The organism is Halorussus salinus, from assembly GCF_004765815.2.
Taxonomy (GTDB): domain Archaea; phylum Halobacteriota; class Halobacteria; order Halobacteriales; family Haladaptataceae; genus Halorussus; species Halorussus salinus.
The window spans coordinates 287,964-311,889 of record NZ_ML974129.1; the positions used below are offsets into that span (position 1 = coordinate 287,964).

A 23,926-nucleotide genomic window follows, 5' to 3' on the forward strand; every position below is an offset into this window, starting at 1 on the left:
TGCTCGCCCGAACGTTCAAACCGGAAGCCGGGACAAGCCCGGCCCATGCTCGCCGTCGCCGGAGGGAAGGGAGGAGCCGGGAAGACGACCACGACGCTCGGTCTCGCGGCCGCGCTCGGCCGCCAGCGCCGGAGCGTCCTCGCCGTGGACGCCGACCGGGAGATGCCGGACCTGCACGCGATGGCCGGACTCGCACGAACGCCCGGTCTCGACGCCGTCGCCGAGGAGTGGCCCGCCGAGTTAGTCGCCGGGAGGCCGGACCCGCCGCTCGCTGGCGTCGAAATTCTGCCCGCCGGAACGGGACCGCCGTCGGCCGGGTCCGCCGCGGGACGAGACGCGGGGTCCGGCGGCGCGACGCCGCTGGCGCGCGTTCGCGGGGTCGCCGACGCGATTCTGGTGGACTGCCCGGCGGGCGCGGGACCGGACGCCGTCGCGCCGCTCCGGGTCGCCGACGCCGCGGTGGTCGTGACCACGACCGAACCCGACTGCCTGCGAGACGCCGCGAAGACCGCGGCGATGGCGCGCGAACTCGACGCGCCGGTCGCGGGCGCGGTCGTCTCGCGGGCCGACCGGCCCCCGGCGGGCGTCGAGGAGTTACTCGACTGCCCGCTTCTGGGCGTCGTCCCGGAGGCCGGACTCGACTCGCGCGCAGACGTGGTGGACCGCGGCGTCGAACTCCTCGACAGCGACGAGATGCGGGCCGCACACGACGCTCTCGTGTCAGGACTCCAGCCCAAATACTTATGAAACAACGAGCAGTAATCGTGCAAATACGTGGCACGGCGTCTCTCGACCGGCATCGACGTGTTAGATAGAAAACTCGACGGCGGGCTTCCGACCGGGAGCGTGGTGGCACTGTCGGCACCGCCAGCGAGTCAGGCGGAGTTGTTGCTGTACGAGTTCACCGCGGCTCGCCAGACGCTCTATCTCTCGACGGACCGCGACGAGGCGGCCGTGACCGAGGCGCTGGAGCGCGCGCCGGGCCACACCGGCTCGCCGGACGTGCGGCGGGTCCCCGGCGACGCGCCGCTGGACCACTCCCAGCGACTCTTCCGGCGACTGCCCGAGGACTCGAATCTCATCGTGGACCCCATCGACCTGCTGGAAAAACAGGACGAGGGGCGGTATCGCAACTTCCTGAACGACCTGCAGAATCACCTGCACAACACCGACGGCGTGGCCGTCCTCCACTGTCTCGACGGCCGCGCGGTGCCCGACGCCCGCGACATCACCGAACACGTCGCCGACGTGGTGTTCCAACTTCACACCGAGTACTCGGGCGACACGGTCGAGACCCGCCTCGCGGTGCCGAAGTTCCGGGGCGGCCGCGCGCTCCCCGAGACCATCAAACTCGAACTCGCCGAGTCGGTCCGCATCGACACGAGTCGGGACATCGCGTGACGAGTGCAGGCGTCGATTTTCCGCCGAAGGAGCGCTATCAAACCGAACTAAGGGGGCGGCAGGCCGACCAAACCACCGTCGTCTGGGTGGACTGAAAGGGGCCGCCCGGTCGCGCCCGAAGGGCGTAGTCGTCTGAGTGACCCCTATCCGGAGCGAACGCAGTGAGCGGAGGATATGTCACTCAGCGACCGCGACCGGGCGGGGGCTTTCAAACTAGTCTCGTCTCCCGATTCGGTTGCCACTGTCGAATTCCCCGTCGTTCGTCAGATGCAGGACTCACGACACAGGGTCGTGTTAAGTTTGGCATGAATTGTGCCAGACGGCGAAGGCTTGCAACCACGATTCTGCTGTTTCTAGCTCGGCGTTGCGGAACGCGTTCGAAAACGAAGAAGTTCGTCGTTTTACCTCGCGGAAAACACGTTCGACGCGATTCCGATTTCCGTGGCGAACATACTGAAATCGGAGGCCTAACCGCGTCAGCGCGGCCTGAAGATGGTGCGCTCCATCGACCAAAAACGTGGCTTGCTCGACCTGCTGTTTCTCGTGGAGTTCTCTAAAGAACAGCAGAGTGAATTGTGTCGTAAGCGTCTGAAACAACCGAACATGAAGGAATTCGTTCGTCGCAGGATTGACCGCGGCGTACAGCCAGCACCGCTCACCATTGACCCGAATCACCGTCTCGTCCACCGCGATCTGATTCGGAATTGTGTCGCTGGTCGGCTGTAAATCGGCTTTCTGCACCCAATTGTGGATGGCAGTCCGACTCCGTTCGACACCCAACTTTTCAAGCTCTCGTTTGGTATTCGAAAGTGAAAGTCCCGCCAAATGGAGACGAATACCCACTTCAATCGCGGGCTTGGGTGTCCGCTCTCGCTCCACAAACTCCAAGTCAATCCACGAACTAGAACCACTGAGGCGGTCGTTTTGGGTCATAGAGCAACCGAAGAACGACCGCCTCGCTCTTAACTGAACACGGCCCGACACAGAGAGTGAGAACTTAAGGTCCCCCGACGACCCATCGAAGATAAGCCGCCATGCAGACCATAGACGAGGTTCACATCGCCCCGCTCGGTTACGAGTACGACCGCATCGTCGGCCCCGTGCGCGAACACAACGTCGATATCCTCTATCTCCTCGAACACGACGACCCCGGCAACGGTCCCGACTACCACGACGACCTGCGCGAGGAGTTAGAAGACCTCGGCGTCGAGATTCGCTCGCGGAGCGTGGACGTGTTCGACATCTACGACGTGTTGGGTATCGTGACGACGCTGACCGCCGACCACGCCCAAGACATCGTTCGGGTGAACGTCTCCAGCGGGTCGAAGCTCTCGGCGGTCGGCGCGGCCATCGCGTGCATGGCCACCGACGCGACGGCCTACTACGTCCACCCGTCGGACTACCCCGCCAGCGACCGCAAGGAGCGCCGGAGCTACGGCTACGCGGGCGACGAAGTGCTTCCCTCCTACCCCATCGAGTCGCCGACGACCGACCAAGTGGCGGTGATGGACTTCCTCGCGGACGCCAACACCGAGGCCTACACCGTCAAGAAGAAAGACATCATCGAGTACGCCGAGGAGCAAGGCCTCGCGTTCGTCGCCGACAACGACCCCGCCAACGACAAGGCGAAGTTCGCGCTGTTGAACGCGAACGTCGTGGACCCGCTGTTGGAGGACGGCTACGTCGAAATCGAAGACGTTGGCCGTCGCAAGCAGGTCGTGCTGACCGACACGGGGGCCGACGCCCTCCGCGCGTTCCGCCACAAGCTACGAGACCTCTGAGGCGCTAATTTCTCTCCGGCGTTCCGTCCGGCATCTCGCCGGGTGACTCGCGGTCGCTCGTCGCACCCGACGACGTTCGGTTTCGATAGGTTCGCTGTTATCTGTAGTACCGATAGTATAGATTGTATCCATACTACCGATAGAACAGAGAGTATAGATAGTATCCTGATAGAATTGAATACGACAGCCCGTGCAGGTAGAAGTGGAGGTCGCCTCCGACCTCCCCGGACCGCCCGGTTCCCCGGCTGGCCGTCGCCCTCCGACGCCAGTCACGCCGCCCTGCCCCCGCGGCGGTCCCGCCGCCAGCCCTCCATCGCGGTATCGCCCGCGGTCCCCGCTGGCGCAATCGGCCCTCCGCTCACCTCCGCTGGCACAATCGCCCCTCCGCCCACTCCGCTGACGCAGTCGCCCCTCCGCCCACTCCGCTGACGCAGTCGCCCCTCCGCCCACTCCGCTGACGCAGTCGCCCCTCCGCCCACTCCGCTGACGCAGTCAGCCCTCCGCCCACCTCCCGAGACCCTTCTCGCGTCGGTCGTCACGTGTCCCTCCTCGATTCGAGCCGACGGCGCTTCGGACGTGACCTCGCGCGCTCGTCGCGGCGTGGTCGTCGTTCGGTCGAGAGCCCCGCCGCTGTCCGTCGAAAAAAGAACGCAGGAATGGGTCGGGGTTACTCCTCGTCGGCGTCGACTTCTTCGAGTTCTTCGACGATCTCGTCTTCGTCCACGTCGGCGTCTTCGAGGGCTTCTTCGAGGTCAGCGCCGCCCATGCCGCCGCCCATCATGCCGCCCATCGGGCCCATGCCGCCGCCCTCGATGGTCTCTTGGATGATGACGCGGTCCAGTCCGAGCTGGTCCATGACGTTCTGGGCGATCTGCTGTTTCTGGAACATCCACTGCTGGTTCATCGCCAGCTGGGGCGTACTCTCGATGTACAGCGTCTCCTTCTCGACCGTCTCGGTCTCGGGTTCGGCGTCCTCGTCGTCCGGCTCGACGACCGTCTCCTCTTCGACCTCGTCGGTCTCGATCCACATGTCGAGGTCGGCGTCGATGTACATCGAGATGAGGCCCTGAGCCTGCTCGACGCGGTCCTCGACCTCGCCGACGATTTCGTAGTCGTACTCGATGTCCTCGCCCGCGAGCGGGTGGTTGAAGTCCACGCGAGCGCGGCCGCCGATGATGGTCTCGACGTGACCGTGTTCGCCGTCCACGTTGACGTGCGCGCCGGGGTAGCGCTCGTCTTCCGGAATCTTGTCGGCGCTGACGGTCTTGATTTCGTCCGGGTCACCCTCGCCGAAGGCTTCCGCGGCGGGGATGGTCGTACTCCCGGAGTGCCCGATGTCCTTGCCCACGAGGTCCTCCTCGACGCTCTCGAAGATGTGACCCTCGCCGAGGACAATGGTGCGCGGCTCGAAGTCGCGCTCCTCGTCGTCCAGACCCTCTTCTTCGGCGACCTCGGGGTCGGTCGTGTCCACGATGTCGCCGTCGTCTACGGTGCGCGCGGTGTAGTCGAGGCGGATGAAGTCTCCTCGCTGAAGTCCCTCATTGGCCTCGTCTTCGACTTCCGTCTGTTCCTCGTCGTCGGCCACGTCGGCCTCTTGTTCTTCACTCATACCCGAAACGTCGCTCGTTCGCCTCTTAAGAATCACGTTTCGGAGCGCGCGCGGTCAGTGGCGACTTCGAAGTTCTCGACTGCCCGAGGAGAGGGCTGGCGGCCCTATCGAAACGATTTAAAGTCGCGGTCGGGTACAGGGAGGTATGAGCCAATCGAAACAGAAGCAGGCGCGACGATGCGTCTCCTGCGGGATCAACATCTCCGGGAGCAACGCGGCGTCGTTCAAGTGCCCCGACTGCGGGCAGCAGATTTACCGCTGTGCCAAGTGTCGCAAGCAGAGCAACCTCTACGAGTGCCCCGACTGCGGGTTCATGGGACCGTAACGATGGGAAAGGTAGCCGCGAAAATCAAGGTCATGCCGCAGAGCCCCGAAATCGACCTCGACGAGCTTCAGGACCGACTCTCCGAGTCGCTCCCCGAAGGCGCGAAGATCAACGGCTTCGAGCGCGACGAAGTCGCGTTCGGACTCGTCGCGCTCCTGCCGACCGTCATCGTCCCCGACGACACGGGCGGGACGGAAGCGGTCGAGGAGGGCTTCTCGAACGTCGAGGGCGTCGAGAGCGTCGAAGTCGAGAACGTCGGCCGGATTTAACGCGGGTTTTCGGTTCGGTGCGGTTTTCTGACGTGAGTCGAGTCGGATAGCTTCGAGTCTGATCAGTTCGTCGCTGTCGTCCTCGATTCGTCGCTGTCGTCCCCGATTCGTCGCTGTCGTCCTCGACTCGTTGCTGTCGTCTGTGAATTAGTTCCGGTATTTAGATTCTGTTCGACAGCAAGAAGCTGACTTCAGGCTTGAACACAGGAGTCTACCGCACCGCGGCCGCACAACGACAGCACCCCGACCGCACAGCGACTGCGGCCCTCACGCCTCCCCAACCGCCTCCGTCACTTCCTCACTCCGTTCGGTCGTTCCGTCGGCCCTCGCGCGGTTGGCACGGCGCTCACGAGCGCCGCGCCAGCGCGCGCCAGCGTGGAAAATCCGGATTCTCGAAATCCCCGCCTCAGACGCCAGCGCCCGAGGAGGCCTCCGGCAGGTCGAACTTCTCGGCGTCGATGCCGAGTTCGTCCAGCGCCTGTTCGAGGTGGCGCTCCTCGGCGAAGTCGGCACCGTCCTCCTCGCGGATGCGCTGGGCGGTGGCGAGGACCTCGCCCCGGCGGTCGTCCGGAATCGCCCACTTGTCGGTCGAGAGTTCGATGACCAGTCCGTTGTGGTCTTGGGTGTACAGCGAGTGGAAGATGCCGCGATCGAACTCGTTGTAGCCTCGTCCGGCGTCTTCGAGCGCGTCGCGGACCTCCTCGAACCGCTCGGGGTCGATGGAAAACGAGAGGTGATGCACACCGCCGACCGGGGTGCGCTGTGGCCGGGGGTCCGAGTCGCGGTCGTCGTTCACGAAGAACGTGACGATGCGCCCGTCGCCCGAGTCGAAGAAGAGGTGCGTCTGAGAGGGGTCGTCCAGATTGGGTTGGCGAAGCACGAGGGGCATTCCGAGGAGGTCCCGGTAGAACTCGATGGTCTCCTCGGCGTTGCTCCCGATGAGCGTGATATGGTCGGTTCCGGTGGTGTGCATCGGACTGTCCGGCAGGTCGGCCGTGACCTCGAAATCGTCTGCTGGTCGGCGGTCGTTTGCCATATCTTCGAGTAGGCGGTCGGCGCGTATAGCTTTCAGGTGACACCGGTGTCACCGCGAGGCGGCGCGGTCGCTACTCGTCGCCCTCGGTCGGCCACTGGCGGGCGTGGGACTCGACCACGCTGAGGAGGAGTCGCCGTCGCTCGTCCACGTCGCGGTCGGCGAGCGCGTCGGCGAAGTCGCCGTCGCCGACGGTCGAGACACCGGCCTCGCGGACGAGCGCGAGGTCCGGCGCGGGCGGATTGCGGTCGCTCGGTCGATGCACCGCGAAGAGCGTGTCGAGGTAGCTCCGGATTCCCGAGCGTGCGTCTTTCACCAAGGCCTCGCTAGGGCGGACTCCCTCGGGGAGACCGAACCGAAGGAGCGTCAGCGCCTCGTCGAGGACCGCGATGGCGACGACCGGGTCCTCGGTTGCTCGTTGGCTGTGGAAGTAGTGCAGAACCGGGTAGGCCTTGTGATTCGCGGTGAGCGTGTCGATTTGCGACGAGAACGTGTTCAGTTGGAGGTCGAGGCTCTCGAACTCCTCGCCGTTCCAGTAGGTCGTCACGAACGTACTCGCGTCGGTACCGACGCCGGTCACGCCGCTGGCGAACGCGTGCTTCTGGGCCACCGCGTCGAGGACCGAGAGGACGTAGGTGACCGTCAGCGTGACGAAGAGCATCCCGCTCGCAGTCGAGAGGACGGTCGCGACCTGCCAGACGCCCTCTTTCGGCGCGAACCCGCCGTTCCCCAGCGTGAACAGGGTGTATCCCGCGAAGTAGCTCAGGTCGGCCCACGAGACCGGGCCGCCGTCTATCGTGTCGAAGACGGCCTCCTCGCCGCTGGCGAATATCAGCGTCCACCCCGCCCAGAGGGAGACGAGCCAGACCGCGAGACCGAAGACGAGAATTATCGGACCGGCGAGACTGAGCATCCGCGACCGGCCGCCGCTCACCGTCGAGAGGGTCCGCCACGTCCACTCCATCAACCGAGTCGTGAGCGGGCCAGCGCCGCCCTCGACCCATATCGTCGTCCAGAGGAGGTCTCCGACCGCGACCAGAAGGACGAGACTCCCGAGACCGAAGTACGCGAAGTTCATCTCCGACGCTCCGTGACGAGTGGCCCTGACACTACGCCCAATCAAAACACTCGGCTACTCGAAGATTACGGCCAGCGGAAACGAGCGCCGAGCGCCGAGCGTGGCGGCCGAGCGGCCGCGTCACTCTCAGTTCAGCGACTGCTCGAACGCCTGCTCCAAGTCCGCCTTCAGGTCATCGACGTTCTCGATGCCGACGCTCGCCCGGATGAGGCCGTCGCGGAGTCCGGCCGCGACGCGCTCCTCTTTCGGAATCGCGGCGTGGGTCATCGTTGCGGGCTGTTCGATGAGGCTCTCGACGCCGCCCAGACTCTCCGCGAGCGTGAAGACCTCGGTGTTCGACACCACGTCGGCGGTCTCGTCGAGGCTCGCGTCCATCTCGAAGCTGACCATCCCGCCGAAGTCGTCCATCTGCTCGCTGGCGAGGTCGTGGTCCGGGTGCGATTCCAGTCCGGGGTAGTAGACGCGACTCACGTCCTCGTGGTCTTCGAGCCACTGGGCCAGTTCGCTGGCGTTCTCGCAGTGGCGGTCCATCCGGACCGGGAGCGTCTTCGTCCCGCGCAACACGAGGAAACACTCGTGGGGACCGGGCGTCGCACCGACGCTGTTCTGGTAGAAGCCGAACTGCTCGTCTAGCTCCTCGTCGTCGGTGACCAAGGCCCCACCCACCACGTCGGAGTGGCCGCCCATGTACTTCGTCAGCGAGTGGGTCACGAGGTCCGCGCCGAGTTCGAGCGGGCGCTGGAGGTACGGCGTGGCGAAGGTGTTGTCCACGGCACAGAGCGCGTCGTGGTCGTGGGCGATGTCGGCGGTGCCCGCGATGTCCACGACGTTGAGGAGGGGATTCGTGGGGGTCTCGACCCACACGAGTTCGGTCTCCTCGCGCATCGCGGCCTCGGTCTCGTCCAAATCCGTCATGTCCACGAAGTCGAACTGGAGGTCGTACTGCTCGTAGACCTGCGTGAAGATGCGGTGGGTGCCGCCGTACACGTCCTCGCTGGCGACCACGTGGTCGCCCGACTCCAGCAGATTGAGGACCGTGTTTATCGCGCCCATCCCGCTGGAGAACGCGCGGCCGTACTCGCCGCCTTCGAGGCTGGCGACGTTGGCTTCGAGGTCCGTTCTGGTGGGGTTGCCCGTCCGGGAGTACTCGTAGCCGCGGTGTTCGCCCGGCGCGTCCTGCTCGTAGGTGGAGTTGGCGTGAATCGGGGTCATGAGCGCCCCGGTCTCCTCGTCGGGTTCCTGTCCGGCGTGAATCGAGCGCGTCTCGAACCTGAACTCGTCGTCGGTCATACCACAAGCGAGGAGCGGACGCCAAGTTACTCTTGTCCTTCCGGCACGCTCCCCGAACGATAGGGAGAGGAACGGGGCCGAGCAACGCGGAACGTGCCTTTTATAACGGAGACAGAACAAGAGGTGGGTACGACTATGCCGAGTTCGAACGGACCCTACCACAGCACTCGTAACAAACTCTCGAACAATCCCCGAGAGCGCGGTACGTCCCCGCCTCAGCGCGCCGTCCAGCAGTACGAGGAGGGCCAGAAGGTCCACCTCAAAATCGACCCGAGCGTCGAGAAGGGTCGCTTCCACCCGCGCTTCGACGGTCTCACCGGCGAAATCGAAGGCAAGCAGGGCGAAGCCTACAAGGTCGGCGTCACCGACGGCGGCAAGGACAAGACGCTCATCGTCACCCCCGCGCACCTGAAAGCGCAGGAGTAGCATGAGTATATTCAAGGAAAAGGTCGAGGAGGAGTACCTCACCACCGCGGAAGCCAAGGAACTCCTCGGGGACGTAGAGCAGGAGCGGGCCTTGGACGAGGACCGCGAGATGCGCTACGAACTGGCGCGTGCCATCGAACACGTCAACCGGTTCGCCACGCTCGACGCCGAGGAGTCCCGCGAACTCGTCGAGGAACTCCTCGAACTCGACAAGGTGGACGAGCCGACCGCCTACAAGATCACCGACGTTCTTCCGCAGGACCGCGACGAACTCCGCGCGGTGTACGCCCAAGAGCGCTACACGCTCTCGGGTGACGAACTCGACGACATCCTCGACGTGGTCGCGAAGTACGTCTGACCACCAACTCTTTAAGTAGCTCGTCGCCGTATTCTATGACAATGAGTGAACAGAACGACGACGACGAGCAGGTGCCAGCGGTCGTCTTGGACTACCTCCCGCACGGCCGCGCCGACGACGACAGGCCGCAGTATCAAAAGCCCGCGTTGGCCTACGCGCTCGGTGTCGAGGAGTTCCGTTTGTTCGAGGTGACACTCGAAGAGGACGTGAGCCTCACCATCACCGACCGGTTCGACGCCGACTCGGCCGACGACCTCGTGGCGAACGTCACGGAAATCGAGTACGGGGACCTCTCGGGGGCCGCCCAGTCGGAACTCGAACACGCCATCCGCGACGTGGTCGAGACGGACCAGCGGCGCTTCGTGGACTTCTACAACGACGCCCAACCCATCACGCTCCGACTCCACCAGTTGAACCTCCTGCCCGGCATCGGGAAGAAGCTCCGGAACAACATCTTGGAGGAGCGAAAGCGAAAGCCCTTCCAGAGCTTCGAGGACCTCGGAGAGCGAGTGTCCGGTCTCCACAACCCGAAAGAGGTGCTGGTCGAGCGCATCTTGGAGGAGATTCGCGAGGACGACCTGAAGTACCGGACGTTCGTGCGCGTCGAGGAACAGCAACAGTAAGCGGGGTCGGCGAACCGACTCTTTCTGTCCGCCTCGGTCTCGGATTCGGCAACGTCGTTTGGCGAATCGCCTCGATTCGTGTCCCCTATCGAAGCGCCGGGACTCGGGGTGAGAAGCGAGCGACTTCCGACGCCGAGGAGTCACGCGACTGCACAGCACCGCGACTGCACAGCACCACGATTACACGGCAACCGCGAGCCTCACGCCTCCTCAACCTCGTCGGCCGCGTCACGGCCGACTCCACCGGAGGACAAACCGCGTCCTCCGAGCCTGCACTCGCGTCCGCTCGCGGTTTCACCGGTCGCCAATCGCGGCGCGGATGTGTACGACCTCACACCGGGATGTCACGCCCGCACGCGCCGGTTCGGCAATCCAGTCGAGCGAGAGCCCGCGGAGAATCGAATCGCGCGAACCTTCAAGTACGAAGCCGCGACGAACTCGGTCCGTGACCTGAATCCGGCCGGAGCGCGAGAGCGGTTGCGCGGCGCGCGGCGCTCCGGAGCCAACGAGGAGCCACGACCGAACGCGGGCCGCCTTTTAGCCCTTCGGCGAGCGCCAGCAGTAGAAACCGAGGAGTCGCCGGTCAGTCGTCGGCGGTCACGGCCGACCGCTCGACCTCGATTTCGCCGTCGTCTAGCTCCTGCTCGACCTCTCGGGCGGCCTGCACGAGGTTGGCCATCTTCTCGTAGGCCACCGTACGGGGCAGGAGCTTCACGCCGCAGTCCGGGCTGACTGTCAACTGCTCGGGTGGCACGACTTCCAGCCCCTTCTTGATGTTCTCCTTGACTTCGGGCACCGTCTCCACGTCGGCGTCGTGGGCGTCCACCACGCCGAGCGCGAGGTCCGCGGTGAACTCGGGGTCTTTGAACACGTCCAACTGGTCGTAGTCGCCGTTGGCGAGTTCGAGGTCGAACTCGTCCACCGGGAACTCCAGAATCTCGGGATAGATGCGCGAGTAGTCGCCGTAGCAGACGTGCAGGCCGATGCGCACGTCCTCGGGGATTCCGTCCGCAATCCGCTCCAGACAGTCGCCGACGATGGCGTGGTCGTCGGGCGTCGTCGCCAGCGCGGGTTCGTCTATCTGGACGTAGCGAGCGCCAGCTTCGACCAACTTCTCTATCTCCTCGTTCACGAGGTCCGCGAGGTCGTGGGCCAGCGCCTCGGTGTCCTCGTAGGCCTCGTTGAAGCTCCAGTTCGCCAGCGTGTACGGGCCGGTGATGGGCACCTTGACGGGCTTGTCCGTGACGCTCGCGGTGAACTCGTACTCGTCGACCAGCCACGACTCGTCGTACTCGACTTCGGAGACGACCGAGGGCTTGTCGAAGGTGTTGTGCCCCCACACCTTCACCGGCCCGTTGAACTCGTAGCCCTCGATGCGGTGGGCGAAGAACTCGACCATCTCGTTGCGCCGCATCTCGCCGTCCACCAGCACGTCGAGTCCGGCGCGCTCGTGTTCGTCCGTGATGAGTCGCGCGGCGTCGTCCTTGGCTTCGTTCCACGCCGCGTCGTCGAAGTCCGCTTCGTCGTCTTCGTGGAGGTCGCGGGCGCGGTCCAGCCACTTGGGCTTGGGGTAGCTACCCACGACGGTCGTCAGCAGGAAGTGTTCGTTCGGGTGATTCTCGGGTCGGAACTGCTCTCTGTTCTGGCTCATGCTTTCACCTCCGCGAGGTCGGTCGCTTCGCCCAGCGCGGCGAGCTTCTCCTCGAACGTCGAGTACGGCAGGTAGAACGACTCGGTGTTCGGCGTCAGGTACACCGTCTCGAAGTCGGCCGCGGGGGTGTTCTCGACCAACCAGTCGGCGCGCTCGGAGATGGCTCCCGCGTCCTCGACCAGCGTGTTCTGGCCGTCCACGACGCCCGCCGCGATGGAGTCTTTCGTGCCGTACTCGTTGATGTTGTAGAGGTTCTCCTCGGAGTTCGACACGAAGTCGTAACCGAGCGCGTCGAAATCGGCATCGAGGAGATGCGCGTGAACCTTCTCGTCCAGCGCGCCCCAGTAGGTGTGGACGACCACGTCGGTGTTCGCACCTGCCGCGCTCGCGACGGTATCGACCGCTTCGCTCGCGCGCTCGTCTTCGTCCGCCTCCTCACCGGGCGGGTTCTCCACCAGCGACGGTTCGAGGAGGAACAGCGTCTCGACCTCGGGGAACGCCTCGATTTCTCCGGCGAGGAGTTCGGCCACCGCGTCCAAGAAGTCGGCGTCGTCGCCGTAGTACTCGTCGGTGGCGAGGTCCGCGAGTGAGTACGGACCGGGGACGACCGCCTGTAGCGAGTCGTCGTCCGCGAACTCGCTGGCGGCCTCCAGTTCGCCAGCCACGTCGCCGTCGAACGTCAGGTCGCCGGTCACGACCGGCTCCCTGTAGAAGTTGTTGTTGTCGTAGTAGCGGACGATGCCGCGGGTCTCCACCGCGTCGTGGACTGCCAGCGGGTGCGCGAGCATGTCGTCCCACCGGAGTTGGCCCTCGACCACGCGGTCGAGTCCGGCGGACTGCTGGCGACCGACGACCTCCTCGCGCGCCTCGTCGTAGACGGAGACTATCTCCTCGTCCTCGTCGCCGTCTACGAGGTCGTGTTTCTGGTGGCCCTTCAGATCGGCCAAGTCGTCCTTGGCCCAGTCCGGAAGGGGATACACTCCCGGCGTCGTCGCGACGTATTCGGTCATTGTGACTCCCACTACGAAATGCCGATGCTTAATATTTTCTGCTTCGGAAATTACTGTTGGTCATAGTCAGGTGGTGACACCCCGCACGGAACGAGGAGAAAGTATTTCGGTCGGCTCGCGGACGTGTAGGATATGGAGAAGTTCACGACCGCGGTCGCGGCCGCCTTCGTCGTCGGAACCGCCGTCGGGGCGGTCGCGTGGGCCGGGTTCGGCGCGCCCCTCGGGCAGGCCGACGCCGGGTCGACTCCCGGTCCCGACCCTGAATCGCCGCCGGTCTCGGTGAGCAAGTCCGGCGGCAGTTGTCTCGACACCCGCGCGCACGCCGGGTGGGTCCACGAGGTCGCGGTCGGCCACTCGTTCGCGGTGACGCTGAACGCCACCGTCGTCCACGAGCGCGGCCGGACGGTAGACGCGACGGTGACGCGGGTGACGCCGGGCGCGTACCGAATCGACCTCCGGACCGTCCCCGAGGAGACCCGCTCCGACGAGCCAGAGGACAAGTCACCCCCGGAGGACTGTCGCGCGGCGACCGACCTCCGGGTGAGCGCGAGTCTCCCGACCGACTACCGGAGCTTCGAGGTCACGATAGACGGCCGAACGCTCCGGACCGTCGAGAACGAGGACACCACGGCGGACCTCTACCAGTTGCCGAATCCGATAAACGCGACCGCCTCCGGGACGGCACGTGCGACCGCGACGACTGCGACCGCGACCGCAGATTAACGCACTAACTTCAGCACGGTCAGCGTCTCGAAGGGGAACGACTCGTCGCGGAGCGCGACCGCCGAGAAGCCCTCTTTCTCGGCCAGTGCGACCACTTCGTCTACACCGGTGAGACTGCTGACCAGCAGGTAGACCGCCCCGTCGGGCGCGAGCGCGCGGCCGACCGATTCGAGGAACGGTTCGATGACCTTCCGGCCGTCCTCGCCGCCCGAGAGCGCGACCTCCATCCAGTCGTCGCGCTCGGCGTCGGGGTCGGTCGGCAGGTAGGGCGGGTTGAACAGCACGGCGTCGAACGCGTCGTCCCGGAACGGTTCGAGCAGGTCTGCCCGGACCGCCTCGACGCCGCGCTCGCGGGCCTGTCGGCAGGCGTGGGGGTTCAGGTCCGAGCCGAGAACCCGCAGGTCGGTCTCGTCGCCGACTTTCTCGGCGACGTACCCCGAGCCGGTGCCGACCTCCAGCGCGAGCGGGGCGTCGGAGCGGTCGTCGCTCGGGAGCGATTGGAGGTCGGCGACCGCGGCGTCGGCCAGCAGGTGCGAATCCTCCGCTGGCTGGTAGACCTCGGTCTCGGCGTCCCGGCGGTCGGCGAGGTCGGTCATTCGTCTCCCTCCCCGTCTACCGGCGTCGCGTCCTCGGTGACACCGCCATCGGCGGTCGCCTCCGGCAGGTCGGTCTCGCCAGCGACGCGGAAGCCGCCCGACTCCTGTCGGCCGGTGAGTTCGCGCTGGGGGAACGGAATCTTGACGCCCTCGCGGTCGAACGTCTCCTTGACCGACCGGATGACCGCGGTGCGGGCGCGCCACTGTCTGCGGGCGCTGGGCTTGTCTATCCAGCACCGCAGGACTAACGTCACCGCCGAGTCGCCGAACTCCTTGAGGACGACCTTCGGCGTCGGCACGGTCAGCACCTCGTCCAAGTCCTTCATGGTCTCCTCGGCGAGGTCGGCCGCGCGCTCCACGTCGGCCTCGTAATCGACCCCGACTTCGACCTCGATGCGGAGGCGTCCCTTCCGGCTCTTGTTGACTATCTTCTCGCCGCTCACGATGTCGTTGGGAATCATCACGTACTCGCCCGCGAACGTCTGGATGCGCGTGTTGACGATGGAGATGTCGGTCACGATGCCCTCCTCGTCGTCTATCTCCACCCAGTCGCCGATTTCGAAGGGCCGGGAGAACATCAGCACGAACCCGGCCAGCAGGGCACCGAGCGTCTGGCGGGCGGCCATACCGACCACGATACCGAGGAATCCGGCACCGACCAGCAGGCCGCTGAGGTCCACGTTCCAGAGGCCGAGGACGATGGCTCCCGCGGAGACGTACACCGTGAGTTGCGAGACCCGGTAGACGATTTCGCTCTGGTGCTGGCTGATGGTGTCGTGGCCGTCGGCGAACCGGTCGATGGCCTTCTTGACGAAGCCGGTAACGACGTACGCCGCCGCCAACACCGCCAGCGCGAGGAACACCGTGAATCCCTTCCCGGCGGTAGCGTTGATCCGGTCGAGTGCTTGGGCGGCGTTGGTCCCTTGCCCCCAGAGGACGACGAGGCTGACCGTCGCCACGAGGAGGCCGCCAGCGAGCGAGGCGAGCAACACTACGTCGCCGACGTGGCTCGGGAACCGCCGCCTGAGCTTCGGTCGGGCGTACCGGGCGGCCCAGAGCGCCGCGGCGAGACCGGTGAGGATGACGGCGGTCGCCGCGACCGTCTCGGCCCGGCCGAAGTTCGCCAACTGGTCGATGGTCGAGAGGAGGTCGTCGAGGGGACCCCTCACCCGTTCTCACCTCCGTCGAGACCGTACTCGGCGGCGACCGTCGCCAGCGCGGCGAACGTCTCGGGGGGAATCTTGCCCGCGCGCTTGCTGAGTACGTCGGGGTCCAACTCCGTCTTTCCCTCCGAGATGGCCGCGACCGGCGCGTCGGCGTCGTCCAGTCCCGAGATGTGGCCGGTGTTGCGAATCGCGTTCCGGAGCGTCTTGCGCCGTTGGGTGAAGACGGCCTTCACGAACCGGAGGAAGAACTCCTCGTCCTCGACTTCGTAGTTCGGCGCGCGAGGAGTCGTCCGGACGACGGCACTCTCGACCTCCGGCGGCGGCGAGAACGCCTCCTTGGGTACGGGTTCGACCACTTCCACGTCGGCGTAGTGCTGGGCGCTCACCGAGAGGCGACCGTAGTCGTCGGTGCCCACGTCGGCGGCCATGCGCTCGGCGAACTCCTTCTGGAACATCAACAGCGTCGGCTTCCCGCGCGGGAGGAGTCGGAAGGTAATCTCGCTGGAGACGCCGTAGGGGAGATTCGAGATGCAGGCCGAGAAGTCGGGGAGGTCCACGTCGAGCGCGTCGCCGGTCACGACCGTCAGGCGTCCGGCCGCGATTGCGTCGGCGAACTCCTCGCGCAGGAAGGCCGCGAGGTCCCGGTCGCGCTCTATCACGGTCACTTCGTCGGCGACCGCGAGGAGACGGTCGGTCAGCGCGCCGGTCCCCGGCCCGATTTCGAGGACGTGCGAGAGGTCGAACTCCGCTTCGAGCGCGTACTCCGGCAGTCGGTCGAGAACCCGGTCGTCCACGAGGAAGTGCTGGTCCCGGTCGGGGTTGCCCTGGACGCCCGCCCGTCTGAGGAGGGCGTCGGGGTCGCGGAGGTCGCCCTCCGCGTCGCGTGCGTCGGTCATGTTATCACCGGGTAGCAACCGGAAGTGGGTAAAGCCACCGAGTCGCTGAGACGAACGGCGGACCGCTCGGCGACCCGACGGTGCGGTCCCATCGTCGGCCAGCGAAATCGGCTCCCGGCCGGGAATCGCGGTCTCAGACCGCTCCTCGAAGGAGCGACCCGAGCGTGGAGAGACCGACCGGAATCCCGACGCTCAGATAGAGCAGGCGGCCCATCTCGGCGTACCGGACCAGTCCGCCGTTCGCGGCGACGAGTCCGGCGAAGACGGCCCACGCCAGCAGGCCGAAGCCGACTCCGGCCGCGAGGGCGCGCTTGAGGTCCTTCGAGGAGAGACCGACCAGCGCGCCCCCCAGCAGGAAGCCGTACCAGTGGAGCCACGCCGCCGCGAGACCGACCGCCGCGCCGCCGACGAGCGCGGCCCACCGCGCTCGCCGGTCGCCCCGAATCTCCGCGAGCGCGCTCCCGAACGGACCGGCGTCGCGGGAGCCAGCGCCGCGGTCTCCGAGGAGACCGCTCATCGGTCGCCCTCCGAGTCGGCGGCCTCGAACTCGATGGCCGTCTCGCCGCGGATTTCGCGGCTCATCGACTTGTACTTCCCGTCGGCCCAGAGCCGGAGTTGGTCGTCGTAGTGGTCCGAGAAGTACTCCCCGGAGTTGCCGCCCGGCAGGACGCAGACCGACTGCTCGCGCTCGGCCATCGGGCAGACCTGCCGCCAACTGCTCCCGACCGCCGACTCCTTGCGGTAGTTGTTCAGCGTGTAGGCCGACCCGTCGGTCGGGTACGCGGGGTAGTTCAAGAACGACTGGTCGAACGGGTGGGTGATGGCCGCGGTGGTGTTGTAGTCGCCGTAGGTCGCGCCCTCCTCGATGTCGTCCAGCGCGGCCCGGAGCGCCCGGACCATCACCGCCTCGCGGCCCTCGTCGCCGAACCACCGGCTGTCTTCGGGCAGGGTCGCCAGCACCCAGTCGTTCGGGTAGTCCTCGGCGTCGAGGTCGTTGGCCTCGAACTCGTCGCCGAAGGTCTCGTCGCGGAACCGCTCGAACCACTTCAGGAAGACGAGCGCGGCGCGCGAGTCCCGTACCATCCGGGCGTCCCAGTCCCGGAGCGCGGCGGCGGCGTCGCCGAGTCCGTCCTCGCCCTCCGCGGCCGCGACGAGTTCGTCCACGACCTGCTCGGCGCGGGCCGACTTCGCGTCGCGTTGCATCCGGCGCATGAACTGGGGGTCCATCGGCTCGTCGGCGTCGGCGCGCTCGTCCAACAGCTCGTAGAGTCGCTGCCCCCGGTAGGGCGTCGCGTACTGCTCGCCGACGTAGTGGTCAGGGTCGTCTTCGACGCGCTGGTTCGCCGTGCCGAGGTAGTCCGGATTCAGGACGTGGGGCTTCTCGTCGAAGGGGACGAACCCCTCCCACGACGAGACGCCGAACGGCTCGAAGCCCTCCCACTCGGCCTCGCCCGCCGACCCGTCGAACACCCGCGTTCCCCAAACCTCGTCGTTACCTACCGTGCGAATCGGAATCTTCCCCGTGACGTAGAATAGGGTGTTCCCGTCCCGGTCGGCGTAGACGACGTTCTGGGTCGGCAGGTCCATCTTCTCGGTCGCCGCGAGGAAGTCGTCCATCCCGTCGGTCTCGCTGTACTCGTGAATCGCCGCCGAGGTCCGGGTCGCGGTGTGGCCGGTCCACGAGACGCCGACCCGCTGGCCCTCGCGTTCCAGTAGCGGCCCGTGGACCGTCTTGCGGACCGTGACGGTCCGGTCCTCGGCGTCGCTGACTTCGATGGTCCGCTCGTCGGTCTCGAACTCGCGCCACTCGCCCTCGTAGCGGTACCGGTCGCCCGACTCGTCGGTCTCGTAGCTGTAGAAGTCGATAACGTCGGCTCCCGAGTTGGTGAATCCCCACGCGCCCGCGTCGTTCTCGCCGATGACGACGAACGGGACGCCGGGGAACGTCACTCCTCGGACGCTCACGTCGTCGGACCGGAGGTTCATCTCGTACCAAACCGGCGGAGCCATCAGCGAGAGGTGCGGGTCGTTGGCGACGATGGGTTTCCCGCTCGCGGTCCGGTCGCCCGAGACCACCCAACTGTTCGACCCGACGCCCGGCGGTGACTCGAAGTCGGCGAGCCAATCGAGGAGTTCCCCTCCCTCGAAGTCGCCCGACGGCGAGACGGCCCGACGATTCCCCCGACTCTGTGCGCCCGAGGCCTCGCCGTCGCCCTCGCGGATAATCGGCACGTCGTGGTCCAACCGGAAGGGGTAGAGTTCATCGACGGTCTCCTCGCCGAGTTTCCGGGCGAGTCGTTCGCGCCGGAGTGTCCAGAAACTCCCGGTCAGTCCCCACGAAATCTGCTGTTCCATCAGCATCGTGTCGGCGGGCGTCCACGGGTCCGGTTCGTACTCCAGCAGGCCGAATTCGAGGGGCAGGGCTTCCCGTTCCCGGCAGGCGTTGACGCCCTCGCAGAACGCCTCGACCGCCTCGCCGGTCGGCGTCCCGTCGAGGAGTTCGAGGTTCGCTTCCGCGCCGCCGACGAAGTCCATCTTCACGTGGAACTCGTCGGAGTCGAGCGCGCGCTCGCCGACCACTTCCGAGAGTTGCCCGCGCATGACCCGGCGCTGGAGGTCCATCTGAAAGAGCCGGTCGGCGGCCTGCGCGTAGCCGACCGCGAAGTAGAGCGCCCGTTCGCCCGACGGGCCGCCCTCCTCGCGGCTTTCGCCGCCTTCTCGCGGTCGCTGGCCGCTCGAATGGTTCGCAGAGCCTCGCTCTGCGCTACTCGCACGGTCCGAGACGTGGTGCGCCTCGCCGGTCTCGACGTGCGCGGTCCCATGGTCGTCGTAGCGCACCGTCGCCGGGCCGTAGGGACTCTCGACGCGCCGGTTCGTCCGGTCGGTCGCGTCCCGCCACGCCGACCCGGAGTAGGGCGCGAACCGGTCGAGATACCCCCTGACCGGCGAGAGCGACCCGCCGACCGCGCCGCCGCCGACGATGGCGGCGACGAGCGCGCGTCGCGTGGTATCTATGTCCATACCGAGGTGTGGCGGTTCTCACATAAAATCGCTGTTCCACGCCGCGTGCGTTGTTCGGCGTTTCTCCTCGGCCAGCGTATAAGTGTGGGGTGGGGAACGCATACGAGCAACTTAGACGGTCTAAAATGCCCGAGAGATGAATTTAACCGCGTTCTATCGACAGAGTAAAATAGGACGTTTGATTACGATATCGGTGACAATGCCCGCCATGAGTACACTCGACTGGTTCGGTCTCGTCGGACCGTACGTCGTCTTCTTCGTCATGCTGATAGCCTACTACGTCTGGGAAGGCAAGCGCGAACAGCGTCTTCGGGAACGCTACGACGAGAGCAGAGACGCCTCGCAAACGGGCTGGGACCGCACCGAGGAGGCCGACCATGCAGAGTAGCGGGGGCGGACTCGCGGGCGACGCGGGCGTCTGGGTGCTGGGCACCTTCGCACTCTATCTGGTCGTCCTGTTGGGCATCGGCCTCTACTCCTCGCGGTTCATGGACTCGGTGGGCGACTACGTCATCGGCGGGCGCGAAATCGGTCCCGTCGTGACCGGCTTCTCCGAGCGGGCCTCCGAGATGAGCGGCTGGCTCACCCTCGGCGTGCCCTCTGACGCCTACAGCACCGGTATCATGGCGTTCCTCAACGGACTCGGGATGATTCCGGCCGACCTGTTCGCGTGGGCTGGCATCGCCAAGCGACTCCGCAAGTACACCGAACTCGTCCGGTCGGTGACGCTCCCGACGTTCTTCGCCACCCGACTCGGCGACGACACCGGCGCGGTCAAGGGCGTCTCGGCGGTCGTCCTCATGCTGTTCGAGGGCGGCTACGTCGGTGCCCAAATCGTCGCGGCCGGGACCTTGCTTCAGATTCTGACCGGCATCGAGCCGTGGGTCGGCATCTTGGTCGGCGGCGTCATCGTCATCGGCTACACTTTCCTCGGGGGCTACTTCGCCGTCGCGTGGTCCGACTACTTCCAAGGAGCCATCATCCTCGGGGCGTTCATCCTCCTGCCCGTCATCGCGTTCACCAACATGGGCCTGCCCTTCGACGAGGTGGCGGCCACCGCTGGCCAGTCGATGACCAGCATCACGGCCGGAACCGCTGGCTGGGCCGCCGTCTTCGGCATCATCAGTTACGCCGCCATCGGTCTCGGGGTGCCGGGCAACCCCCACATCATGGTCCGGTTCATGGGCATCGACCGCGTGAAGAACATCCGGACCGCCGCGCTGGTCGCCCAGCTGTTCATGTTCGTCGCGTACGTCGGCGCGGCGCTGGTCGGTCTCTACGCCGTCGCCACGTTCGGCGAGGGTGCCATCACGAACGGCGACGAGGTGATGCCGATGCTGACCCTCGACCTCCTGCCCGGCGCAATCGCCGGTATCGTCCTCGCGGCCGCGCTCGCCGCGATGATGTCCAGCGCCGACTCCCAACTGCTGGTCGCCACCAGCGCGGTCGTGGAGGACGTGTATCACGGCTTCTTCAATCAGGACGCCACCGAGGAGGAACTCGTGGCCTACTCGCGGTACGTCACCTTCGGCCTCGGCGCGGCGAGCGTCGCGTTCGCCTACCTCGCCAAGAGTACGCCCATCTACACGCTCGTCCTCGACTACGCGTGGGGCGGCCTCGGGGCCGCCATCGGCCCGACGGTCATCGCCACGCTCTGGTGGAAGCGCGTGACGGCTAAGGGGTCGGTCGCCAGCATGGTCGTCGGCGCGTCCACGATGATTCTGTGGACCCAGCTCTCGACCGTCATCGACCTCCTCGGTCTCTCGGCGACGGTCGAGAGTTCGGCGTTCCTCTCGGGTCTCGTCGGCGTCTACGGCCTGTTCCCGGCGTTCATCGTCTCGGTGATTACGCTGGTCACGGTCTCGCTGTTCACCGAACCGCCCGCGGGCGTCGAGGACCACTTCGACGTGTTCGACAAGCCACTCTCGGCCGTCATCGCCGACGGCAGTGCGCCCGACTACGCCACCGACGGCGGGACGAACGACGACACCTCGCCGAAGGTCGTGACCGAGGCCGACAACATCCGCGGCCACGTCGCCGCGTCGGGCTACTGGGACGACGATGAGCGCTGACGCCGACGCGCCGGACGCCGCCGACCGCGGCGACGAGGGAGAGCCGGAGTCCGAGCCGACCCGACAGCATCCGCTGGTCGGCACCCACCACGACGAGGTCGAACTCCCGGTCATCCGGCCCGCCATCGCCCGCGAGGAGGTCGCCTCCTCGGGACGAGTCGGCGCGGTGGCCTACCCCTACCGCGTCTACGAGGCGGAGGTCGAGGTGGCCCGGCCGTTCATGTCGCCCCGGAGAGACCGCCGGGTCGTCAGCGTGGACTGCTCGCGTCGCCTCTCGCTTCGCGCCGACACGGTGCCGGAGTTCGAGACCCGGACCGTCGCGGACGCGCTGGTCCTGCCGAGCGAACTCTCGCCCGAGCAGGCCGACGAGAAGGCCCGCGACGCCGCGTTCAAGTGGACGCTCCGGACCTCGATTCTGGGCGACGTGCCCGAAGTCGAGTTCGCACGGACGGTGGACGCCTACAAGCTGTTCTGGCTCGCCGAGCGCCCGGACGGCGACGTGATTCTCGACAGCGTCAACGGGAACGAGCGCCCGCTGGACGACTGACTCCGCTGTTTTCGCGCCTCGTTTCATTTTTCGCGGACGATACCGGACCGACCGTCGGCGACGCGCTCGGTGATTTGCGTCTCCAAGCGAGTTGCTTCTCGGACCTCCTCGGCGCGTGCGACGCGACCACGAGGGTCGCGGCGAGCGCGCGAGGTCTGCGCGAACGGACGTGAGTGCAGGCTCGGAAGACGCGGGTTGTCTTCCGGTGGACGACGGAACGACCGAACGCAGTGAGGGAGTGACGGAGGAGGTTGGGGAGGTCCGAGGCGCGCGCCCGACGCGACAGTCCACCGGCAGACGCTCGGCCAGCCAACCAGAGTCGTTTGGGTGGGCTGAAAGGGGCCGCCCGCTCGCGTGTACGTGGTCGTCTGACCGACCGCTATCGGAGGTGAGCCGAAGGCGAACCGACGATATGTCGGCCAGCGACCGCGAGCGGGCGGGGGCTTTCTACACCGTATCTCCCGAGAGTTAGAAGTACTTCTAACACTGATTCAAACGATGGCGAGCCGACAGCAGATTCCCGAAATCGAACTACTGGTCCCGTCTCTCAGAGCGGTTTCGTGAGAATCAGCCCGTCTACGCCCCGCCGTGCGAGCGCCCACGCGAGCGCCTGCGACCCGACCGGCCACGCGTGGACCTCCATGCCCGCGTCGTGAGCGCGCTCTACGAAGTCGGTGGCGAAACAGAGCGTCCAGTGGGGATTGGCATACGCACAATCGAGCGCCGTGGCGGTCTCGAAGTTCGCCTCCGGGCGCACGTCGAAGTTGAACGCCAAGGGAATCTCGTCGTCCAGCATCCGGGTGCGCCAGAGCGGGTCGGGGTGGAGCGACGAGATTACAACGTCGTTCTCCACGCCCTCCAGCGCCGCGAGGAGGTCCGCGACCACGCCGGTCTCCTTGATTTCGATATTGAGGTCCACCTCCGGCGGAATCGCGGCCAGCACTTCGGTCAGCAGGGGGATGCCGCAGTCGGACTCGTCGACCCTGAGGTCGGCGAGTTCGGTCGCCGACAACTCCGCGACCTCGCCCCGGCCGTCGGTGACGAGTTCGACCTCGTTCCAGTGGGAGACGACGAGTTCGCCCGTTCCGCACCGCTGAACGTCGATTTCCACCGCGTCGGCGAACCGCGACGAGCGCCGGGCCGCGCAGACGGTGTTCTCGGGATGCTGGTCGCCGAACCCGCGGTGGGCGGTTAACTGCACGTCGGGAGCTTCGTTCCGGACAAGCAAGGGGTTGGTGGCTGGCCGGAGTGCCGAGAAGCAGACAGGCGGTCGAGATACCGAGGAGTCGCCCGCGAACTGCCGAGGTCGAACCGCCGAGGAGTCACCGACCGAAGCGTGGCCACTCTCGAACCGAAAAATACGGAAAATGGAACGAAAAGCCGCGTCAGGCCGTTATTCGTACAGCCACGTCTCGTCGATGCGCTCGTAATCGACCAACTCCTCGTCGTCGAAGAAGAGGTCGATTTCGCGCTCGTTCGCGCCTTCGTCCTCGTGGTCCGACCCGTGGATGACGTTGCGACCGAGGTCGAGTCCGAAGTCGCCGCGGATGGTGCCGGGCGCGGACTCGGCCGGGTCGGTCTCGCCCATCATCTTGCGGACCTGCCGGGTCGCGTCTTGGCCTTCCCAGACCATCGCGAAGACGGGACCGGACGTGATGAAGTCCACGAGACCCTCGAAAAAGGGCTTACCCTCGTGTTCGCCGTAGTGTTCGTGAGCGAGGTCCTCGCTCATCTGCATGAACTTCCCGGCGACCATCTTCAGACCGCGCTCCTCGAATCGGGAGACGATCTCGCCGATGAGGCCGCGCTGGACGCCGTCGGGCTTGACCATCACGAAGGTGCGCTCGGTCTCGTCGCTCATCGCTCGGTCTCCTCGGTACTGCCGTCCTCGGTCCATTCGAGGTCGCGGGGTTCGCGGCCGAGGTCGGCGTTCTTCTCGCACTTCGCCGAGCAGAAGTGGACCGTACTGCCGTCCGTGCGGACGAACATCGTGCCCGTGCCGGGCTCGATGTCGTCGCCACAGAAGTCACAAACTCGGGATTGGGGCATTG

At 66.2% G+C, this 23,926-nt stretch carries 26 protein-coding genes and 1 pseudogene; 12 read left to right on the top strand and 15 right to left on the bottom strand.

All coding sequences use genetic code 11. The annotated features are described in order from the left end of the window. Window positions 1-36: 36 nt before the first annotated feature. Together EPL00_RS13330 and EPL00_RS13335 are read left to right on the top strand one after the other, a co-directional pair. Window positions 37-747 (top strand): annotated as a pseudogene (locus EPL00_RS13330) (MinD/ParA family ATP-binding protein); the annotation flags it as partial. 27 nt (window positions 748-774) lie between these two features. Further along, window positions 775-1,401 carry an RAD55 family ATPase gene (locus EPL00_RS13335; RefSeq protein WP_135854648.1) on the top strand — a complete coding sequence of 209 codons (627 nt, stop codon included), beginning with the start codon at window positions 775-777 and terminating at the stop codon, window positions 1,399-1,401. 294 nt (window positions 1,402-1,695) lie between these two features. On the opposite strand, the gene EPL00_RS13340 is transcribed toward EPL00_RS13335, so the two are convergent. Beyond that, complete coding sequence (locus EPL00_RS13340) at window positions 1,696-2,334, bottom strand: IS6 family transposase (protein WP_135854649.1); 639 nt, start codon at window positions 2,332-2,334, stop codon at window positions 1,696-1,698. Between the two features lie 101 nt (window positions 2,335-2,435). On the opposite strand from EPL00_RS13340, the gene EPL00_RS13345 reads away from it, so the two are divergent. Beyond that, complete coding sequence (locus EPL00_RS13345; protein WP_135854650.1) at window positions 2,436-3,182, top strand: HFX_2341 family transcriptional regulator domain-containing protein; 747 nt, start codon at window positions 2,436-2,438, stop codon at window positions 3,180-3,182. Window positions 3,183-3,849: 667 nt separating this feature from the next. On the opposite strand, the gene EPL00_RS13350 is transcribed toward EPL00_RS13345, so the two are convergent. Then, window positions 3,850-4,791 carry an FKBP-type peptidyl-prolyl cis-trans isomerase gene (locus tag EPL00_RS13350; protein ID WP_135854651.1) on the bottom strand — a complete coding sequence of 314 codons (942 nt, stop codon included), beginning with the start codon at window positions 4,789-4,791 and terminating at the stop codon, window positions 3,850-3,852. Between the two features lie 145 nt (window positions 4,792-4,936). On the opposite strand from EPL00_RS13350, the gene EPL00_RS13355 reads away from it, so the two are divergent. Together EPL00_RS13355 and EPL00_RS13360 are read left to right on the top strand one after the other, a co-directional pair. After that, complete coding sequence (locus EPL00_RS13355) at window positions 4,937-5,116, top strand: HVO_2753 family zinc finger protein (RefSeq protein ID WP_135854652.1); 180 nt, start codon at window positions 4,937-4,939, stop codon at window positions 5,114-5,116. 2 nt (window positions 5,117-5,118) lie between these two features. After that, window positions 5,119-5,385: an elongation factor 1-beta gene (locus tag EPL00_RS13360; protein ID WP_135854653.1), complete on the top strand. Its 267-nt coding sequence runs from the start codon at window positions 5,119-5,121 to the stop codon at window positions 5,383-5,385. 406 nt (window positions 5,386-5,791) lie between these two features. On the opposite strand, the gene EPL00_RS13365 is transcribed toward EPL00_RS13360, so the two are convergent. The 3 genes from EPL00_RS13365 to EPL00_RS13375 form a co-directional block, all read right to left on the bottom strand. Next, window positions 5,792-6,421, bottom strand: a complete 630-nt coding sequence (locus EPL00_RS13365; RefSeq protein ID WP_135854654.1) for a VOC family protein — start codon at window positions 6,419-6,421, stop codon at window positions 5,792-5,794. Between the two features lie 70 nt (window positions 6,422-6,491). Beyond that, window positions 6,492-7,496 carry an ion channel gene (locus EPL00_RS13370; protein WP_135854655.1) on the bottom strand — a complete coding sequence of 335 codons (1,005 nt, stop codon included), beginning with the start codon at window positions 7,494-7,496 and terminating at the stop codon, window positions 6,492-6,494. A 126-nt stretch (window positions 7,497-7,622) separates the two neighbouring features. Next, on the bottom strand, window positions 7,623-8,786 hold the full coding sequence (locus tag EPL00_RS13375; protein WP_135854656.1) for a cystathionine gamma-synthase: 1,164 nt from the start codon (window positions 8,784-8,786) through the stop codon (window positions 7,623-7,625). 135 nt (window positions 8,787-8,921) lie between these two features. Between EPL00_RS13375 and EPL00_RS13380 the strand changes: the two genes are divergently transcribed. Genes EPL00_RS13380 through EPL00_RS13390 form a run of 3 tightly spaced genes read left to right on the top strand, consistent with a single transcriptional unit; the run spans window position 8,922 to window position 10,193 of the window. Then, window positions 8,922-9,212: a 50S ribosomal protein L21e gene (locus EPL00_RS13380; RefSeq protein ID WP_135854657.1), complete on the top strand. Its 291-nt coding sequence runs from the start codon at window positions 8,922-8,924 to the stop codon at window positions 9,210-9,212. 1 nt (window position 9,213) lies between these two features. Further along, window positions 9,214-9,570, top strand: a complete 357-nt coding sequence (locus EPL00_RS13385) for an RNA polymerase Rpb4 family protein (RefSeq protein WP_135854658.1) — start codon at window positions 9,214-9,216, stop codon at window positions 9,568-9,570. 41 nt (window positions 9,571-9,611) lie between these two features. After that, window positions 9,612-10,193 carry a DUF655 domain-containing protein gene (locus EPL00_RS13390; protein WP_135854659.1) on the top strand — a complete coding sequence of 194 codons (582 nt, stop codon included), beginning with the start codon at window positions 9,612-9,614 and terminating at the stop codon, window positions 10,191-10,193. Window positions 10,194-10,776: 583 nt separating this feature from the next. Here the strand turns inward: EPL00_RS13390 and EPL00_RS13395 are convergent. Next, window positions 10,777-11,844, bottom strand: coding sequence for a methionine synthase (locus tag EPL00_RS13395; protein WP_135854660.1), 1,068 nt, complete (start codon window positions 11,842-11,844; stop codon window positions 10,777-10,779). Continuing rightward, a complete protein-coding gene (locus EPL00_RS13400) occupies window positions 11,841-12,854 on the bottom strand; it encodes a 5-methyltetrahydropteroyltriglutamate--homocysteine methyltransferase (RefSeq protein WP_135854661.1) in 1,014 nt (337 codons plus the stop codon). Before EPL00_RS13400 ends, EPL00_RS13395 begins: the two co-directional genes overlap by 4 nt. Window positions 12,855-12,986: 132 nt before the next feature. Between EPL00_RS13400 and EPL00_RS13405 the strand changes: the two genes are divergently transcribed. Next, a complete protein-coding gene (locus tag EPL00_RS13405) occupies window positions 12,987-13,577 on the top strand; it encodes a hypothetical protein (protein WP_135854662.1) in 591 nt (196 codons plus the stop codon). On the opposite strand, the gene EPL00_RS13410 is transcribed toward EPL00_RS13405, so the two are convergent. From EPL00_RS13410 to EPL00_RS13430, 5 genes are all read right to left on the bottom strand, one after another. Beyond that, on the bottom strand, window positions 13,574-14,173 hold the full coding sequence (locus EPL00_RS13410; protein ID WP_135854663.1) for a HemK2/MTQ2 family protein methyltransferase: 600 nt from the start codon (window positions 14,171-14,173) through the stop codon (window positions 13,574-13,576). The two genes, EPL00_RS13405 and EPL00_RS13410, sit on opposite strands and share 4 nt — an antisense overlap. After that, window positions 14,170-15,342 (bottom strand): mechanosensitive ion channel family protein, encoded by a 1,173-nt coding sequence (locus EPL00_RS13415; RefSeq protein WP_238398201.1) that lies wholly within the window; start codon window positions 15,340-15,342, stop codon window positions 14,170-14,172. Before EPL00_RS13415 ends, EPL00_RS13410 begins: the two co-directional genes overlap by 4 nt. Continuing rightward, window positions 15,339-16,235 (bottom strand): 16S ribosomal RNA methyltransferase A, encoded by an 897-nt coding sequence (locus tag EPL00_RS13420; RefSeq protein WP_135854664.1) that lies wholly within the window; start codon window positions 16,233-16,235, stop codon window positions 15,339-15,341. Before EPL00_RS13420 ends, EPL00_RS13415 begins: the two co-directional genes overlap by 4 nt. 133 nt (window positions 16,236-16,368) lie before the next feature. Then, complete coding sequence (locus EPL00_RS13425; RefSeq protein ID WP_135854665.1) at window positions 16,369-16,752, bottom strand: hypothetical protein; 384 nt, start codon at window positions 16,750-16,752, stop codon at window positions 16,369-16,371. Continuing rightward, window positions 16,749-19,256, bottom strand: coding sequence for a penicillin acylase family protein (locus tag EPL00_RS13430; RefSeq protein WP_135854666.1), 2,508 nt, complete (start codon window positions 19,254-19,256; stop codon window positions 16,749-16,751). The genes EPL00_RS13425 and EPL00_RS13430 overlap by 4 nt, the downstream gene beginning before the upstream one ends. A gap of 199 nt (window positions 19,257-19,455) precedes the next feature. Between EPL00_RS13430 and EPL00_RS13435 the strand changes: the two genes are divergently transcribed. The 3 genes from EPL00_RS13435 to EPL00_RS13445 are packed head-to-tail and all read left to right on the top strand — an operon-like array spanning window position 19,456 to window position 21,875. Further along, entirely contained in the window at window positions 19,456-19,644 is a 189-nt protein-coding gene (locus tag EPL00_RS13435) for a hypothetical protein (RefSeq protein ID WP_135854667.1), read from the top strand. Beyond that, a complete protein-coding gene (locus EPL00_RS13440) occupies window positions 19,634-21,328 on the top strand; it encodes a sodium/proline symporter (protein ID WP_135854668.1) in 1,695 nt (564 codons plus the stop codon). Before EPL00_RS13435 ends, EPL00_RS13440 begins: the two co-directional genes overlap by 11 nt. Next, window positions 21,318-21,875, top strand: a complete 558-nt coding sequence (locus EPL00_RS13445) for a hypothetical protein (RefSeq protein ID WP_238398203.1) — start codon at window positions 21,318-21,320, stop codon at window positions 21,873-21,875. Before EPL00_RS13440 ends, EPL00_RS13445 begins: the two co-directional genes overlap by 11 nt. A gap of 547 nt (window positions 21,876-22,422) precedes the next feature. Here EPL00_RS13445 and EPL00_RS13450 read toward each other — a convergent pair. From EPL00_RS13450 to EPL00_RS13460, 3 genes are all read right to left on the bottom strand, one after another. Then, a complete protein-coding gene (locus tag EPL00_RS13450) occupies window positions 22,423-23,076 on the bottom strand; it encodes a glycerophosphodiester phosphodiesterase (RefSeq protein ID WP_135854669.1) in 654 nt (217 codons plus the stop codon). Window positions 23,077-23,268: 192 nt separating this feature from the next. Then, window positions 23,269-23,736, bottom strand: coding sequence for a nucleoside-diphosphate kinase (gene ndk / locus EPL00_RS13455; protein ID WP_135854670.1), 468 nt, complete (start codon window positions 23,734-23,736; stop codon window positions 23,269-23,271). Further along, entirely contained in the window at window positions 23,733-23,924 is a 192-nt protein-coding gene (locus tag EPL00_RS13460; RefSeq protein ID WP_135854671.1) for a 50S ribosomal protein L24e, read from the bottom strand. The genes ndk and EPL00_RS13460 overlap by 4 nt, the downstream gene beginning before the upstream one ends. Window positions 23,925-23,926: the final 2 nt, after the last annotated feature.

Excerpts from the sequence above, each read along its gene's own strand:
- EPL00_RS13405 (WP_135854662.1), top strand. The coding sequence starts at position 12,987 with ATGGAGAAGTTCACGACCGCGGTCGCGGCCGCCTTCGTCGTCGGAACC.
- EPL00_RS13385 (WP_135854658.1), top strand. The coding sequence starts at position 9,214 with ATGAGTATATTCAAGGAAAAGGTCGAGGAGGAGTACCTCACCACCGCG.
- EPL00_RS13380 (WP_135854657.1), top strand. The coding sequence starts at position 8,922 with ATGCCGAGTTCGAACGGACCCTACCACAGCACTCGTAACAAACTCTCG.
- EPL00_RS13345 (WP_135854650.1), top strand. The coding sequence starts at position 2,436 with ATGCAGACCATAGACGAGGTTCACATCGCCCCGCTCGGTTACGAGTAC.
- EPL00_RS13435 (WP_135854667.1), top strand. The coding sequence starts at position 19,456 with ATGCCCGCCATGAGTACACTCGACTGGTTCGGTCTCGTCGGACCGTAC.
- EPL00_RS13350 (WP_135854651.1), bottom strand. The coding sequence starts at position 4,791 with ATGAGTGAAGAACAAGAGGCCGACGTGGCCGACGACGAGGAACAGACG.
- EPL00_RS13375 (WP_135854656.1), bottom strand. The coding sequence starts at position 8,786 with ATGACCGACGACGAGTTCAGGTTCGAGACGCGCTCGATTCACGCCGGA.
- EPL00_RS13410 (WP_135854663.1), bottom strand. The coding sequence starts at position 14,173 with ATGACCGACCTCGCCGACCGCCGGGACGCCGAGACCGAGGTCTACCAG.
- EPL00_RS13365 (WP_135854654.1), bottom strand. The coding sequence starts at position 6,421 with ATGGCAAACGACCGCCGACCAGCAGACGATTTCGAGGTCACGGCCGAC.
- EPL00_RS13400 (WP_135854661.1), bottom strand. The coding sequence starts at position 12,854 with ATGACCGAATACGTCGCGACGACGCCGGGAGTGTATCCCCTTCCGGAC.
- EPL00_RS13460 (WP_135854671.1), bottom strand. The coding sequence starts at position 23,924 with ATGCCCCAATCCCGAGTTTGTGACTTCTGTGGCGACGACATCGAGCCC.
- EPL00_RS13425 (WP_135854665.1), bottom strand. The coding sequence starts at position 16,752 with ATGAGCGGTCTCCTCGGAGACCGCGGCGCTGGCTCCCGCGACGCCGGT.
- EPL00_RS13430 (WP_135854666.1), bottom strand. The coding sequence starts at position 19,256 with ATGGACATAGATACCACGCGACGCGCGCTCGTCGCCGCCATCGTCGGC.
- EPL00_RS13390 (WP_135854659.1), top strand. The coding sequence starts at position 9,612 with ATGAGTGAACAGAACGACGACGACGAGCAGGTGCCAGCGGTCGTCTTG.
- EPL00_RS13445 (WP_238398203.1), top strand. The coding sequence starts at position 21,318 with ATGAGCGCTGACGCCGACGCGCCGGACGCCGCCGACCGCGGCGACGAG.
- EPL00_RS13355 (WP_135854652.1), top strand. The coding sequence starts at position 4,937 with ATGAGCCAATCGAAACAGAAGCAGGCGCGACGATGCGTCTCCTGCGGG.
- EPL00_RS13395 (WP_135854660.1), bottom strand. The coding sequence starts at position 11,844 with ATGAGCCAGAACAGAGAGCAGTTCCGACCCGAGAATCACCCGAACGAA.
- EPL00_RS13440 (WP_135854668.1), top strand. The coding sequence starts at position 19,634 with ATGCAGAGTAGCGGGGGCGGACTCGCGGGCGACGCGGGCGTCTGGGTG.
- EPL00_RS13420 (WP_135854664.1), bottom strand. The coding sequence starts at position 16,235 with ATGACCGACGCACGCGACGCGGAGGGCGACCTCCGCGACCCCGACGCC.
- EPL00_RS13340 (WP_135854649.1), bottom strand. The coding sequence starts at position 2,334 with ATGACCCAAAACGACCGCCTCAGTGGTTCTAGTTCGTGGATTGACTTG.
- ndk (WP_135854670.1), bottom strand. The coding sequence starts at position 23,736 with ATGAGCGACGAGACCGAGCGCACCTTCGTGATGGTCAAGCCCGACGGC.
- EPL00_RS13370 (WP_135854655.1), bottom strand. The coding sequence starts at position 7,496 with ATGAACTTCGCGTACTTCGGTCTCGGGAGTCTCGTCCTTCTGGTCGCG.
- EPL00_RS13360 (WP_135854653.1), top strand. The coding sequence starts at position 5,119 with ATGGGAAAGGTAGCCGCGAAAATCAAGGTCATGCCGCAGAGCCCCGAA.